Genomic DNA, 13,376 nt, shown 5'->3' with positions numbered 1-13,376 from the left:
ATGCGAATACAGAACGAGCGCGCGCCGATGTCACGCCGGTGGTTCCTGGGTGCCTCCGGCGCGGCCCTCCTCACCACGGGCTGTCAGGACACCGGCGGGAAGACCGAGAGCGGCGAGAACACGAGCGAGAACACGTCCGGGAAGCGGGCCGTCGCCCCGAGCGGTGCGCTGGGGGCCAACTTCAACGAGGACCCCTCCACCATGGACTCGTCCATGCTGGAGGGCCTCTCCGCGGGCTGGCTCCGCGGCTTCGTGCCCATGCCGGAGATCGACAAGACCCCCGCCGAGCAACAGGCCGCCGTCAAGGCGCTCCTGAGCGCGCACGACCACGGGTACGGCACGGTTCTGTCGCTCAAGTTCCCGTACAACCACCGTCCGATGCCCGCGGTGGACAGCTCGGCCATGGACGCCGAACTGGCGCGGGTGGACAAGGTGCTGGACGCCGCGATGGGCAAGGCCGACATCCTCGCGCTGGCCAATGAGCCCTTCATCGAGAGCCTGAAGAAGGACCACGACGACGGGACGCTGAACGCCTTCTACGAGAAGGTCGCACGGCACGTCATCGTCTACCGCGAGAAGCACTTCGGGGAACGCTGCCGGACACGCCTGTACATGGGCTCGCTCAACCACCTCGACCGGCCCGACTGGCGTACGCGGGCGACCGAGCGCTGGATGACGTTCGCCCGGGAGACGCCGGAGATCGAGGGCGTGGACATCCACCCGCACGTGGCGTCCCTCGAAGACTCGCAGAAGTACCTGGACTACATCCTTCCGGGGCTCCGCCGCGACCAGAAGTTCCTGGTCACCGAGTTCTCCCTGGTCCTGCTGTGGGAGCGGCACCTGCGCGACACCATCCCCGCCGAGTTCGCCCGGCGCTACCGGCTGCCCGCGGGCACCAAGGTATGGCAGGTGATCAAGCAGGCGACCGAGCACCCCTTCCCGCAGCGGAAGTGGCACGACTTCCTGTCCATGAGCCCGTGGTTCGAGGACCACAAGCACTACCTGCGCAACCAGGTCCAGAAGTTCCGTGACACGGGACAGCTCGCCGTGGCCACCTACGGCGTGGCGCAGGCGCCGGCGATGGTGAAGGACTTCGGCCCGGACAAGCAGCCGTGGCTGCTGAACAGCCTGTACTCCAACCTGACCGTCCAGGACGGCGAGGGCGGAAAGCCCGCGCGGAGCTACGGCTTCTTCGAGGACTTCCGCGCCCTGCAACGGGCCGAGGACCGCCGCCCGGTGCGCACGGCCGAAACGGCGACGTGACGACCGGTCACGCCCGCAGATAGGCGAGCACGGCCAGCACTCTGCGGTGCGTCGCGTCGGTGAGGGGGAGGTCCAGCTTGCCGAGGATGCTGCCGATGTGCTTGCCCACGGCCGCCTCGGACACCACCAGCTGGCGGGCGATCGCGCCGTTCGACTTGCCCTCCGCCACCAGGGCAAGCACCTCCCGCTCGCGCGCGGTGAGCCGCTCCAGCGGGTCGCGGCGGCGGCGCAGCAACTGCCGTACGACCTCGGGGTCGACGACCGTGCCGCCGTCCGCCACCTCGCACAGGGCGTCCACGAACTCCGCCACCTTGCCGACGCGTTCCTTCAGCAGATAGCCGACGCCCGTGCCATCGCCGGAGTCCAGCAGCTCCGAGGCGTACGTGCGCTGCACATACTGGCTGAGCACCAGGATGGGCAGGGTGGGCCGTAGCTCGCGCAGCCGCACCGCCGCGTGCAGCCCCTCGTCCTGGAAGCCGGGTGGCATGCGTACATCGGTGAGGACGATGTCGGGGGCGTGCTCCTCGACGGCGGCCAGCAGCGCGGGGGCGTCGCCGACGGCGGCCACCACCTCGTGGCCGCAGCGGCCGAGCAGGCCGATGAGCCCTTCCCGCAACAGCACGCTGTCCTCGGCCAGAACTACGCGCAGGGATCGGTCCGTTCGCAAGGGAACTCCACACGCAACAGGGTCGGTCCGCCCGGCGGGCTGGACAGGGAGAGTCTGCCACCCAGCGCCGACACCCGGTCCCCGAGCCCGGTCAGCCCGCTTCCGGCGCGGGCATCCGCGCCGCCCCGGCCGTCGTCGCGCACCTGGAGGACCAGCCGTCCGCCGTGGTGTCCGCCGCTGACCTCCGCGCGGTGCGCCCCGCTGTGCCGGGCGATGTTGGTGAGGGCTTCGCGGACCACGAAATACGCGGCGGCCTCGACCGCCTGGGGCAGCCGCCCGGTCAGCTCCAGGCCGATGTCCACGGGGACCGGGGAGCGGTCCGCTGCGTCGGCGACCGCCGCCGGGAGGCCGTAGTCCGCGAGGACCTTGGGGTGGATGCCGTGGATGAGTTCGCGCAGCTCGGCGAGGGCCTGGTCGGCCTCGTCGTGGGCGGTGGCGAGCTGGTCGGCGAGCGGGCCGGGGGGTACGTCCAGGCGGGCGAGGCCGAGCGTCATCGTGAGCGCCACGAGCCGCTGCTGCGCCCCGTCGTGGAGATCGCGTTCGATGCGCCGCCGTTCCGTCTCGAAGGCGTCCACCAACCGGAGGCGGGAGCGGGCGAGTTCGGTGACCTCCGCCGCCAGATCGCCCCCGCGCGGGGCGATCAGCAGCCGCGTCAGTTCGGCGCGGGCCCCGGCCACGACCCCCAGCAGGTAGGCGCACAGGCCCAGGAGCAGCAGCCCGAGGACGGCGACGGCGAAGGCCACGGGCCAGGAGGTGACCATCCACTGCTTGAGCACCTTCGCCTCCTGGCCGCCGCCGACCGTGGCCATCAGCAGCGGGGTGGCCACCATGGACAGCGGGAGGAGCAGGGCGACCGCGCAGGCGAGCGCGTCGAGAGGCCACAACACCACCGCGAACAGCAGGGCGTACCCGAGTTCCCGCCAGGTCGTCCGCTCCCTCACCCGGGTCGTCAGCCAGGCCCACAGGCCGTACGCGGTGGGCGCCCGGTGCTGGTCGGGGGCCGGGTCACGGTCGATCAGCCGCAGCCGCCGCCGTTCCACCCAGGCCACCGGGATCCCGGCGAGCGCGGCGAGGACGAGCAGCGGCAGCCCCACCAGGACGACGGTGAGGATGCCACCGGCCGCGACCGTGACCGCGATCCCCACGAGGGCGGCCGCGCCGGTCACCGCGCCGGTGAGCAGATATCCGGCCGAACGCCACGGCCACGACGAGAGCAGGAAACCCGGCCCGGACATGGCTTGCCACACATTCCGAGGGTGCATGGAGGTCACCGTAGAAGCCCCGCCCGGCCGGTGCCATCGGCCCAGAGGGTGTGCCGGGGGTATGCCTGGCCCTACCCCAAGTCTCGGTTCTGCCTCACTGCGCCACGGTGTCCGCGCACGGTTTCGTGGCGTTCGACACCGGACGAGTGGGGACAGATGAACAACGACGCGATCCAATTACGCTCTCTCAGCAGGCATTACGGTTCCGACGACGGCGTGGTGACAGCGCTCGACCAGGTCTCGCTGACGTTCCCCACGGGGACGTTCACCGCCGTCATGGGCCCTTCCGGCTCGGGCAAGTCGACGCTGCTGCAGTGCGCCGCGGGGCTGGACCGCCCCACCTCGGGGTCGGTCACCGTGGGCGGCACCGAACTGACGGCGCTGAGCGAACGGGGGCTGACCCTGCTGCGGCGCCGCCGCATCGGCTTCGTCTTCCAGGCGTTCAACCTGCTGCCGTCGCTGACCGCCGAGCAGAACGTGGCGCTGCCCCTGCGGCTCGCGGGCCGCCGCCCCTCCGCGAACCGGGTGCGGGACGCGCTCCGGCAGGTGGGGCTCGGCGAACGGGCCCGGCACCGGCCATCGGAGCTGTCCGGCGGCCAGCAGCAGCGGGTCGCCCTGGCCCGCGCCCTGATCACCCGCCCCGAGGTGCTCTTCGGCGACGAGCCGACCGGCGCTCTCGACACCCGGACCAGCCGTGAGGTGCTGGCCCTGCTGCGCGGCATGGTCGACGGCGAGGGCCAGACGGTCATCATGGTCACGCACGACCCGGTGGCGGCCTCCTGTGCCGACCGGGTGGTCTTCCTCGTCGACGGACGGGCGGGCGGCGAACTGGCCGGGGCGGGCGCCGACGCCATCGCCGCGCGCATGACCACCCTGGAGGACGTGCCGTGCTGACCGTCGCCCTGAGTACCCTGCGCACCCGCTGGACCACCTTCACCGGCAGCTTCGTCGCCCTGTCGCTGGGCGTCGCGCTGATCGCCGTCATGGGCCTGGCCCTCGCCTCGTCGCTGGACGCGCCCGACCGGAAGCCCGAACGGTTCGCCGCCGCACCGGTGGTGGTCAAGGGAGCCGACACCCTGCGGGTGGACACCCCGCGCGGCAGCCGGGTCCAGCGGCTCGCCCATCCGCGCGCCGTGCCCGCGCGGGCCGTCGCGGCGCTGCGGAAGCTCGGCTCCGTGGTCGAGGACCGGTCGTTCGCCGTACGGGCCCGGGGCGGACCGGGCGACCTGGTGGGCCACCCCTGGTCCACCGCCGCCTTCGCCCGATACGAGATCGGGGCGGGCCGCGCGCCCCGGGCGGCCGACGAGGTCGTCATCAGCGGGAATTGGGCGAAGCCGGGCGAGCACGTACGGACCGGTGGCGGCACTGTACGGGTCGCCGGAACCGTACGGGTCGCCGGAACCGTGGCCGGGCGCGGCTTCGAGAACGCCGTCTTCTACACCGACGAACGCGCCGCCCGCCTCTCGCCGCGCAGCGTCCAGCTCGTCGTGGACGCCGACGTGGCGGCCGTGCGCGAGGCGGTGCGCGGCAGCGCCGGGGTGCGGGTCCTCACCGGGGACGGGCGCCGCCACGCCGACCCCGGCCCGGACCGGGACCGCGAAGCCCTCACGGCGATGAACGCCCTGTTCGGCACGGCCGGTGGCGTCACCACCTTCGTGTCGGTGTTCGTGGTGGCCTCCACCTTCGCGTTCGCGGTCGCCCAGCGGCGCCGGGAGTTCGGGCTGCTGCGCACGGCCGGGGCGACCCCGGGGCAGCTTCGCCGGATGGTGTTCGCCGAGGCCCTGATGGTCGGCGTGCTCGCCTCGGCCACCGGTTGTCTGCTCGGCGCGTACGGCGCGCCACGGCTGGCCCGCTGGGTGGCCGACCGTGGTCTCGCGCCCGGCTGGTTCGCCATCGGCGACCACGTGTGGCCGTACCAGCTGGCCTTCTGGACGGGGCTGTCGGTCGCCCTGTGCGGCGTGGCGGCCGCGTCCTGGCGGGCGGGCCGCACCGGTCCGGCCCAGGCGCTGCGTGAGGCCTCCGTGGACACCGGGACGATGACCCGGGGGCGGTGGCTGTACGGTCTGGCCCTCCTGGCGACCGCCGCCGTCACCCTGGGCCTGGCCCTGGCCACCGACCCGGGCGAGCTGCTGCGCCGGAAGACCTATGTGACCCGGCCGATGCTGCTCATCACCGCGGTCGCGCTGCTCGCGCCGGTCGTGGTGGGCCCGCTGACCCGGCTGCTCGCGTGGCCCACTGCCCAACTCCCGGGCGCAGCGGGCATGCTGGTGCGGGAGAACGCCGCCGCCGGGGTGCGCCGCACCGCCGCGATCGCGGCGCCCGTACTGGTCACGGTCGCCCTCACCGGCTCCCTGCTGGGCGCCACCGCGACGCTGAACGAGGCGAAGGCCACCGAAATCCGCGCGCACATGGCGGCCGACTTCGTCCTCACCCCGGCCGACGGCGCGGGCTTCGACGCGGCGACCCTGCGCCGTCTGCGCGCCGTGCCCGGCGCCGAGGTGTCCGCGACCGCGTCGAGCGCCGTCTATGTCCTGGAGGACGGCGTGTCCCTCCAGAAGTCCGAGGCCCGCACCGCCGAGCCCGGCCTGCTCGCCGCCACCACCCGGCTGCCGGTCGAGGCCGGGAGGGCGAGCGATCTCGACGACGATTCGATCATCGTCAATGGGGAGTGGCAGCAGCACACCGTGGGCCAGCGCGTGCGGGTGTGGCTCGGCGACGGTACGAGCAAGCGGCTGCGCGTCGCCGCGGTGCTGGCCACCGGCACCGGAAGCAACGGCGCCTACGTCACCCCGCGCAACGCCCCCGGCGCGACCGTCGACCGGGTCGACGTCACCCTCACCGGTGGCGCCGACGCGGACACCGTGGCCACCGGGCTGCGGGAGGCGGCGCACACCACGGGCGGGCGGCTGCTCACCAAGGACCAGTGGATCAGGGCGAGTTACCCCGCGACGAACAGCACGACCCGGCTCGGCCTCCTGCTGATCCTCGGCATCGCCCTCCTCTACACCGGCATCTCGGTGGCCACCACCATGGCCATGGCGACCTCCGACCGCGTCCGCGACCTCCGCGTGCTGCGGCTGGCCGGGGCCACCACGGGGCAGGTGCTGCGGCTGGTGGGCGCCGAGGCGCTGATGGTAGTCGGGGTCGGCGCGGTGCTGGGTGTCGTGGTCGCCGCGCTCAACCTGGCGGGCATGGGGAGCGCGCTGGCCCTGCTGTCGGTGCGGACCACGGTCGCGGTTCCCTGGGCGGCCATCGGCGCGGCCGTGGGCGCCTGCGCGGTGCTGGCCGTGGTCTCGTCCGTCGTCCCGGCCGCGCTCGCCCTGCGCTCAGCGGCTCCCCGGCCCCGTCGCGAGCAGTCCGCCCACCACGAGCGCGGCCAGCGATTCGGCCGTGGCCGTGAGCTGTTCCGGTGAGGCGGGCTCGGGCCTGCCCAGCCGTCGCGCCAGGGGCACGTCCACCATGCCCGATACGGGTGGGACGACGGCGAAGAACAGCACGTCCATCGGGACCGGCGCCATGCGTCCGGCGGCCACGAGCCGTTCGATGCTCGCCGTCAGGGTCCGCAGGGTCGGGGCGATGTACTCCTCGTACAGATAGTCCAGCCGCTCGCTGTCCTGGTTGAGTTCGTTGACGAAGAGCCGCCCGATCAGCGGCGCGTCGGCCGCGGTCAGGTAGAAGCCGGTGATGGTCCGCCGCAGGCACTCGGCGTCGTCGGCCGAGGGTTCCGGCTGCGGCAGCCGCGCCAGCTGGGCTCCCAGGGCCGAGTCCACCACCGCGCGCCAGAACGCCGCCTTGGATCCGTACCGGTCGTTGATGAAGTTGTGGCTGACGCCCAGGCGCCGGGCCAGCTCGCGCGCGGAGGCCCGCTCGTAGCCCAGTTCCGCGAAGGCTTCGAGCCCGCGCTGGAGGATGTTCTCCTCCTCGGGCAGGGCGGGAGTGCCCGCGCCGGGGCGCCCCGGCCGTCGAGCGGATTCGGCTCGTACTCCCACCGTCGTCTCCCTTGCCACGTGCGCACTGCTTGCCATGGACATCCTAGGGACCTCCGCCCCGATTATTTGACACCTGTCAGATTCACTCTAATCTGACAGGTGTCAGGCGAGTCAATCGACTCGCTGATCAGCTCTTCTTCCGGAGATATCCCTCATGCCCCGAACCACCTCCGACACGTCTGTCGGCACGGTCGGCGCGCCCCTGGCGGCCGCCGACGCGCCCCCTCGCCATCGCTGGTGGATCCTCGCCGTCATCGGCCTGGCCCAGCTCATGGTGGTCCTGGACGCGACCATCGTGAACATCGCCCTGCCCTCCGCGCAGAAGGACCTGGGGTTCTCCGACGGAGACCGGCAGTGGATCGTCACCGCCTACGCCCTCGCCTTCGGCAGCCTGCTGCTGCTCGGTGGCCGCATAGCCGACCTGTTCGGGCGCAAGATGACCTTCCTGGTGGGGCTGGTCGGCTTCGCCGGTGCCTCCGCCCTGGGCGGCGCGGCGGGCAGCTTCGAGGTGCTCGTCGCGGCCCGTGCCATTCAGGGCCTGTTCGGCGCCCTGCTCGCTCCGGCGGCGCTGTCCCTGCTGACCACGACGTTCACCGACGCCAAGGAGCGCGGCAAGGCCTTCGGCGTCTACGGCGCCATCGCGGGCGCCGGTGGCGCCATCGGGCTGCTCCTCGGCGGTGTGCTGACCGAACACCTCGACTGGCGCTGGACCCTCTACGTCAATCTCGCCTTCGCCGCCGTCGCCTTCCTCGGCGGCGCCGTCCTGCTCAGCCGCACCAGCCGCGACAAGACCGCCACCATCGACATCCCCGGCGCCGTCCTGGTCTCCGCCGGTCTGTTCGGCCTGGTCTACGGCTTCTCCAACGCCGAAAGCCACGCCTGGAGCTCCCCGGCCACCTGGGGCTTCCTGGTCGCCGGTGCGGTCCTGCTCGCCGTCTTCACCGGGTGGCAGACGCGCGCCGCACACCCGCTGCTGCCACTGCGTGTCCTGCTCGACCGCAACCGCGGGGCGTCGTTCATCTCCGTGCTGATCAGCGGCGCCGGGATGTTCGGTGTCTTCCTGTTCCTCACCTACTACCTGCAGCAGAGCCTGGGCTACACCCCCATCAGGACCGGGCTGGCGTTCCTGCCCATGGTGGCGGCGCTCATGGTCACCTCGACCCTCGCCTCCACCGTGCTGATCCCCCGCCTCGGCCCCAAGCCGGTGGTGCCGCTGGGCATGGGCACGGCCGCCGCGGGCATGGCCTGGCTGACCGCCCTCGACCTGCACAGCGGCTACGCGACGGACATCCTGCCCCCGCTGGTCGTGGCCGGACTCGGCCTCGGGCTGGTGATGGCCCCGGCCATGAGCCTGGCCACCGCCGGGGTGGCCGCCGAGGACGCCGGTGTCGCCTCCGCCGCCGTCAACACCATGCAGCAGGTCGGCGGCTCCCTGGGCACCGCCCTGCTGAACACCCTGTCCACCAGCGCCGCCACCGACTACCTGACCGGCAAGAACCCCAAGGCCCCCGCCGTCCTCGCCCAGGCCGGTCTGGAGGCCTACTCCACCGCGTACTGGTGGTCGGCCCTCTTCTTCGGCGCGGGCCTGGTCATCAGCGTGCTCCTCTACCGGCGCGGCGCGCCCGCCCCCGACGCCCAGGCGGCTCCCGTGGTGCACATGTGAATCGCTCAGTGGGTCCCGGGACCGGTGGCGGGCAGGACGAGCCGGAAGACGCTTCCGCGTCCGGTGGCGGTTTCCAGTTCCAGTCTGCCGCCGTGTCCCTGGGCGATGGCGCTCGCGATGGCCAGGCCGAGGCCGGAGCCGCCGTGCTGGTGGGAGCGGGACGGGTCGGCCCGGTAGAAGCGCTCGAAGACCCGGTCGGCCGCTTCCGGGGACAGCCCGGGGCCCTGGTCGGCCACTTCGAGCACACAGATCCTGGCCCCTTCGCGCAGCGGTGGCGAGGGGCTCGTACGGCCCGGGCGGTCCGTGCCACCGGTCGCGGGACCGGCCCGCCCGGCCCCGACGCGTACGTCCACCCGCGTACCGGGCGGGGTGTGCCGCAGCGCGTTGGACAGCAGGTTGCCCGCGACCTGGCGCAGCCGGTGGGGGTCGCCGGTCGTCTCGACGACGTCCAGTTCCGCTTCGTCGGCGGTGTCGGCGGTGTCGGCGGTGCTCCCGGTGCCGAGGGGGCCCAGCCGGATCGGGTGGCCGCGGGTCTGGTGTGCCGTCGCGCTCATGGAGTCGGCGGCGACCGAGAGCAGGTCGACGGGTTCGCGGCGGTAGTCGGGCTCCTTGTCCAGCTTGGTCAGCAGCAGAAGGTCGTCCACGAGCAGGCTGATGCGCTCGGCGTTCTGGGCGATCAGCCGGTCGCCTTCGCGCCGTTCGGCGCTGGACCGCTCCTCGTGGCGCAGGGCCAGTTCGGCGAAGCCCTGGATGGAGGTGAGCGGGGTGCGCAGTTCGTGTCCGGCGTCGGCGACGAACCGGCGCAGCCGGGCCTCGGAGAACTCCCGTTCACGCAGGGCCTGTTGGAGCCGGTCCAGCATGGTGTTCAGTACGGTGCCGAGGCGGCCCGTCTCGGTGCGGGGGTCGGTGTCCGGCAGCCGGGGGCTCAGATCACCGGCCGTGATGTCCTGTGCGGCCCGCTCCATACGAGTCAGCGGCAGCAGGCCGATACGGACGACCCACCGGCTGAGCGCGATCAGGCCGGTGACGGTGGCCGCCAGCACGATGACGTTGAGCCACAGCAGTTTGGCGGTGGCGCCGTCGAACGTGTCCAGGGGCAGCGCGACCACGTACGAGGTGTGCTCGGGGCCCGTCTTCTTCTGGATCCGCCAGTGTCCGTCGCCGGACAGCGCCGGAACGGTGCCAGGACGGCCCTTGGACAGCCGCAACTCGCCTAGCGAAGCTGGCAGTTGCGGTCCGGGTGCCTCGCCGCCGCCGAGGATGCCGCGCCGGTGTCCTGACGCACCGTAGAAGGTGATGCGGAAGTCGGAGGGCAGGGTCACCGAACCGGGGTCCGGGGGCCGGGGCATCTGCTCGGAGCCGATGTCGCGGGAGAAGGTGTGCGGCGGCAACTGGAAGTCGTCGAGCTGCTGGTCGACACGGTCGAGCAGCCATGAACGCAGCACCAGGAACCCGATGGCCTGGGCGGCGAGGACCGCGACGGCGGCCAGCAGCGCCGCGCCCCACACCAGACGGCTGCGCAGCGACGCGGGCCGTCCGCCGCGCATCCCGGTGAGGCGGATCATCCGTCGGCCCGCTGCTGGGCGTGGTCGCGCGGCAGGCGCAGGCAGTAGCCCACGCCCCGCTCGGTGTGGATGAGCGGCGGATCGAGGTGGTCGATCTTGCGCCGCAGATACCGCACGTACGTCTCCACGATGCGGGCGTCGCCGGAGAAGTCGAAGCCCCACACGCGGTCGAGGATCCGGCTCTTGCTCAGCACCCGGTTGGCGTTCTCCAACAACAGGGTGAGCAGCTTGAACTCGGTGGGGGACAGCGCGATGTACTGCCCCGCCCGGTGCACCTCGTGTGCCCGCTCGTCCAGTTCGAGGTCCGCGTAACGCAGCACCTCGGTATCGTCCTCGCCCGCGCCGTACGGCACATCGTGGCCCGTACGGCGCAGGATGGCGCGGATGCGCAGCAGCACCTCCTCGATGCTGAACGGCTTGCCGACGTAGTCGTCGCCGCCCGCACCGAGACCGGCGATGCGGTCGCCCACCTCGGTACGGGCGGTCAGGAACAGGACCGGTGTCCGCACACCCACCGCGCGCAGATTCCGGGTGATCTCGAAACCGTCGAGGTCGGGCAGCATCACATCGAGCACCAGCAGGTCCGGGCGGAACCGCTCGACCTCCAGCAGGCCGTCGCGGCCGGTGGCGGCGCTGCTCACCTGGTATCCGGCCAGGCCAAGTGCCGACTCCAGCAACAGGCGGATGCCGGGGTCGTCCTCGACCACGAGGATGCGGTGGGTGAGCTGGGTGGCGGGCTGCTCGGCCATGGTGCGTGGTGGTCCGTTCTGCCGTCGCTTACTTCGTTTTCGTGGCGGCGCAGTCGTACAGGGTGGTGGCGATGCCCATCATGCCGGTGGAGCCGCCTGACCTGCCGCCGTAGGCGGAGGCGGGGACCTTGGCGCAGTGGTCGCCGATCCACTGGGTGCGCTGGGTAGCGGGGCTGTCGGAGCCGCCCATCATGGCGCCGGGGCCCGCGCCGCGCGAGCCCGGTTCGGAGCCCAGGACGTAGCGCAGCTCGCCCTTTTCCGTCCACGTCCGCAGCTGGCGGACGGAGGGGGCGTCGTCGGTGCCGATGAAGCCGCCCATGCCGATGACCGTGGCGTCGCTGTTCAGGATGTACGAGGACGTGGCCATGGCGCCCCCTTCGGCGGCGAGGCTGATCCGGGCGGAGCCGGAGTGCTGGACCGCGTAGTCGAGGATCTTGCGCTGATCGGCGGTGAGGCCGGTGCCGCCCATGAGCCGCGCCATGCCGCCCATGCCGTTCGCGCCACGCATGTTTCCGGCGCCACCGCTGTCATTGCCGCCACTGCCGCCGCCGAGGTCGGGCATCCCCGAAGGCGCGCCCTTCGGCTTCTCGCCCGGCCGCCCGCCGGGCGTCCCCGACGGCATGCCCTTCGGCTGCTTGCCCGCGCCCGCGCCCCCGCCCGCGCCCGGCATGCCACCCGGGCCCCCGGGCGGTTCGAACCCACCCGGGCCGCCACCGGGACCCGCAGCGCCCCGGCCGAACGGCATGCCCCCGGAGTTGGCCGGTCCGGCCGTGGGGTTGGCGCCGCCCATCGCGGACGTCGTCCCCGGCACGCTGACCGACCACGCGCCGGGCGCCAGCAGCACCGCCAGGACGGCGCCGCCCAGCGCGGCCGGGAGCAGCCGGTGCGCTCGGCCCGCGAGCAGCAGGAGCGCGGTCGCGCCGAGTCCGGCGGCCGCCACCGGCCACGTCAGCCAGCCGTTCCAGGACGGCTCCCGCTCGATCACCACGACCGCCCACACCACGGTGACCAGCACGGCCCCGGCCCCCGTCGGCAGGGCCCAGCGGGCACCGGCCCGGTGGGCGCGGGCCAGCGCGGTCGCGAGGCCCGCGGTGAGCGCGGCGACGGCGGGGGCCAGCTGCGTCGTGTAGTACGGGTGGAACGTGCCCTCCTGGGTGGCGAACACCAGCCCGCACACCACCAGCCACGTCCCCCACAGCACCCACCCGGAGGTGGCCAGTGGTTCGCCGGTGGCCGTCTCACCGCGTCGGCGCAGCACCGCGACGGCCGCCGCCACGCCCAGGGCCACCGCGCACAGCGGCAGCAACCAGCTGATCTGGCCGCCGACTTGGTCGTTGAAGAGCCGCCCGGCACCGGCGGCGCCACCGAACGAGACCCCGCCCATGCCACCGGTGGCGCCGCTCTCGCCGAAGATCCGGCCGAGCCCGTTGTAGCCGATGACCAGGTCCCAGGCCGAGCCGTCCTCGCTGCCGCCGATGTACGGGCGGTCGCCGGGCCACAGCGCCACCATGGCCACCCACCACAGGGAGGACACCGCCAGCACCGCACCCGCGATGAGCAACCGGCGCACCCGGACGAGCCACGTCCCGGCCGCCCCGGCGAGCCACGCCGCCGCGAGGGCCGGGATCACCATCCAGGCGGCCAGCATCTTCGTCAGAAACCCGGCGCCGACGAGGAAGCCACTGCCGCACAGCCACCACAGCGCGCCCCGGCCGGACGGTGTCTCCAGGGCCCGGGTCAGCGCGTACGCGGCCGCGACCAGGGTCAGCACGAGCAGCGTGTCCGGGTTGTTGTCACGGTTGATGGCCACCGTGATGGGCGTGAGGGTCAGCACCAGCGCGGCGAGCAGCCCGGCGCCTTCGCCCGCCCAGCGGCGTACCGTCCGGTGCAGGACGAACACCGCCGCGACACCTTCCAGCACCTGGGGCAGGAGCATCGCCCAGCCGTGCAGGCCGAACACCTTGGTGCTGAGGACCTGGGGCCACAGCGCGGCCGGTGGCTTGTCGACGGTGAGCACCCCGGCCGGGTCGTACGCGCCGAAGACGACGTTGGTCCAACTGCCGCCCATCGACTTCACCGCGGCCGCGTAGTAGCTGTTGCCCCAGCCGAGCGAGCCGAGGGCCCAGCCGTAGAGCGCCGCGGCCAGCAGCAGGATCGCGCCGAGCGCGGCCGGGGCGGCCCAGCGTGGGCCGTGTGACGTTCGGGTCATGGTGCGCTT

At 72.9% G+C, this 13,376-nt stretch carries 10 protein-coding genes; 4 read left to right on the top strand and 6 right to left on the bottom strand.

The window, feature by feature from the left end; all coding sequences use genetic code 11:
- Entirely contained in the window at positions 1-1,263 is a 1,263-nt protein-coding gene (locus ACWC5C_RS20260) for a hypothetical protein (protein ID WP_450877079.1), read from the top strand.
- 7 nt (positions 1,264-1,270) lie between these two features.
- Here ACWC5C_RS20260 and ACWC5C_RS20255 read toward each other — a convergent pair whose 3' ends face one another.
- Together ACWC5C_RS20255 and ACWC5C_RS20250 are read right to left on the bottom strand one after the other, a co-directional pair.
- Positions 1,271-1,930 carry a response regulator transcription factor gene (locus ACWC5C_RS20255; RefSeq protein WP_450877077.1) on the bottom strand — a complete coding sequence of 220 codons (660 nt, stop codon included), beginning with the start codon at positions 1,928-1,930 and terminating at the stop codon, positions 1,271-1,273.
- Complete coding sequence (locus tag ACWC5C_RS20250; protein ID WP_450877075.1) at positions 1,903-3,165, bottom strand: sensor histidine kinase; 1,263 nt, start codon at positions 3,163-3,165, stop codon at positions 1,903-1,905. The genes ACWC5C_RS20255 and ACWC5C_RS20250 overlap by 28 nt, the downstream gene beginning before the upstream one ends.
- Positions 3,166-3,348: 183 nt before the next feature.
- Here ACWC5C_RS20250 and ACWC5C_RS20245 point away from each other — a divergent pair, with 183 nt between their 5' ends.
- Positions 3,349-4,086 (top strand): ABC transporter ATP-binding protein, encoded by a 738-nt coding sequence (locus ACWC5C_RS20245; RefSeq protein ID WP_450877073.1) that lies wholly within the window; start codon positions 3,349-3,351, stop codon positions 4,084-4,086.
- Positions 4,080-6,605 (top strand): FtsX-like permease family protein, encoded by a 2,526-nt coding sequence (locus tag ACWC5C_RS20240; RefSeq protein WP_450877071.1) that lies wholly within the window; start codon positions 4,080-4,082, stop codon positions 6,603-6,605. The genes ACWC5C_RS20245 and ACWC5C_RS20240 overlap by 7 nt, the downstream gene beginning before the upstream one ends.
- On the opposite strand, the gene ACWC5C_RS20235 is transcribed toward ACWC5C_RS20240, so the two are convergent.
- Complete coding sequence (locus ACWC5C_RS20235; protein WP_450877358.1) at positions 6,519-7,121, bottom strand: TetR/AcrR family transcriptional regulator; 603 nt, start codon at positions 7,119-7,121, stop codon at positions 6,519-6,521. The genes ACWC5C_RS20240 and ACWC5C_RS20235 overlap by 87 nt on opposite strands.
- Before the next feature lie 214 nt (positions 7,122-7,335).
- Between ACWC5C_RS20235 and ACWC5C_RS20230 the strand changes: the two genes are divergently transcribed.
- Positions 7,336-8,844 carry an MFS transporter gene (locus ACWC5C_RS20230; protein ID WP_450877069.1) on the top strand — a complete coding sequence of 503 codons (1,509 nt, stop codon included), beginning with the start codon at positions 7,336-7,338 and terminating at the stop codon, positions 8,842-8,844.
- 5 nt (positions 8,845-8,849) lie between these two features.
- On the opposite strand, the gene ACWC5C_RS20225 is transcribed toward ACWC5C_RS20230, so the two are convergent.
- From ACWC5C_RS20225 to ACWC5C_RS20215, 3 genes are read right to left on the bottom strand one after another with little or no spacing between them, the layout of a single operon-like run.
- On the bottom strand, positions 8,850-10,409 hold the full coding sequence (locus ACWC5C_RS20225; protein WP_450877067.1) for a sensor histidine kinase: 1,560 nt from the start codon (positions 10,407-10,409) through the stop codon (positions 8,850-8,852).
- On the bottom strand, positions 10,406-11,158 hold the full coding sequence (locus ACWC5C_RS20220) for a response regulator transcription factor (RefSeq protein ID WP_450877065.1): 753 nt from the start codon (positions 11,156-11,158) through the stop codon (positions 10,406-10,408). The genes ACWC5C_RS20225 and ACWC5C_RS20220 overlap by 4 nt, the downstream gene beginning before the upstream one ends.
- 28 nt (positions 11,159-11,186) lie before the next feature.
- Positions 11,187-13,367, bottom strand: a complete 2,181-nt coding sequence (locus tag ACWC5C_RS20215) for an ArnT family glycosyltransferase (protein ID WP_450877063.1) — start codon at positions 13,365-13,367, stop codon at positions 11,187-11,189.
- Positions 13,368-13,376: the final 9 nt, after the last annotated feature.

The organism is Streptomyces sp. NPDC001700 (assembly GCF_053596435.1).
Note: the sequence above shows the minus strand (reverse complement) of the source record. Positions and strands in the feature narration are given on the sequence as shown.

Excerpts from the sequence above, each read along its gene's own strand:
- ACWC5C_RS20260 (WP_450877079.1), top strand. The coding sequence starts at position 1 with ATGCGAATACAGAACGAGCGCGCGCCGATGTCACGCCGGTGGTTCCTG.
- ACWC5C_RS20250 (WP_450877075.1), bottom strand. The coding sequence starts at position 3,165 with ATGTCCGGGCCGGGTTTCCTGCTCTCGTCGTGGCCGTGGCGTTCGGCC.
- ACWC5C_RS20245 (WP_450877073.1), top strand. The coding sequence starts at position 3,349 with ATGAACAACGACGCGATCCAATTACGCTCTCTCAGCAGGCATTACGGT.
- ACWC5C_RS20230 (WP_450877069.1), top strand. The coding sequence starts at position 7,336 with ATGCCCCGAACCACCTCCGACACGTCTGTCGGCACGGTCGGCGCGCCC.
- ACWC5C_RS20225 (WP_450877067.1), bottom strand. The coding sequence starts at position 10,409 with ATGATCCGCCTCACCGGGATGCGCGGCGGACGGCCCGCGTCGCTGCGC.
- ACWC5C_RS20220 (WP_450877065.1), bottom strand. The coding sequence starts at position 11,158 with ATGGCCGAGCAGCCCGCCACCCAGCTCACCCACCGCATCCTCGTGGTC.
- ACWC5C_RS20215 (WP_450877063.1), bottom strand. The coding sequence starts at position 13,367 with ATGACCCGAACGTCACACGGCCCACGCTGGGCCGCCCCGGCCGCGCTC.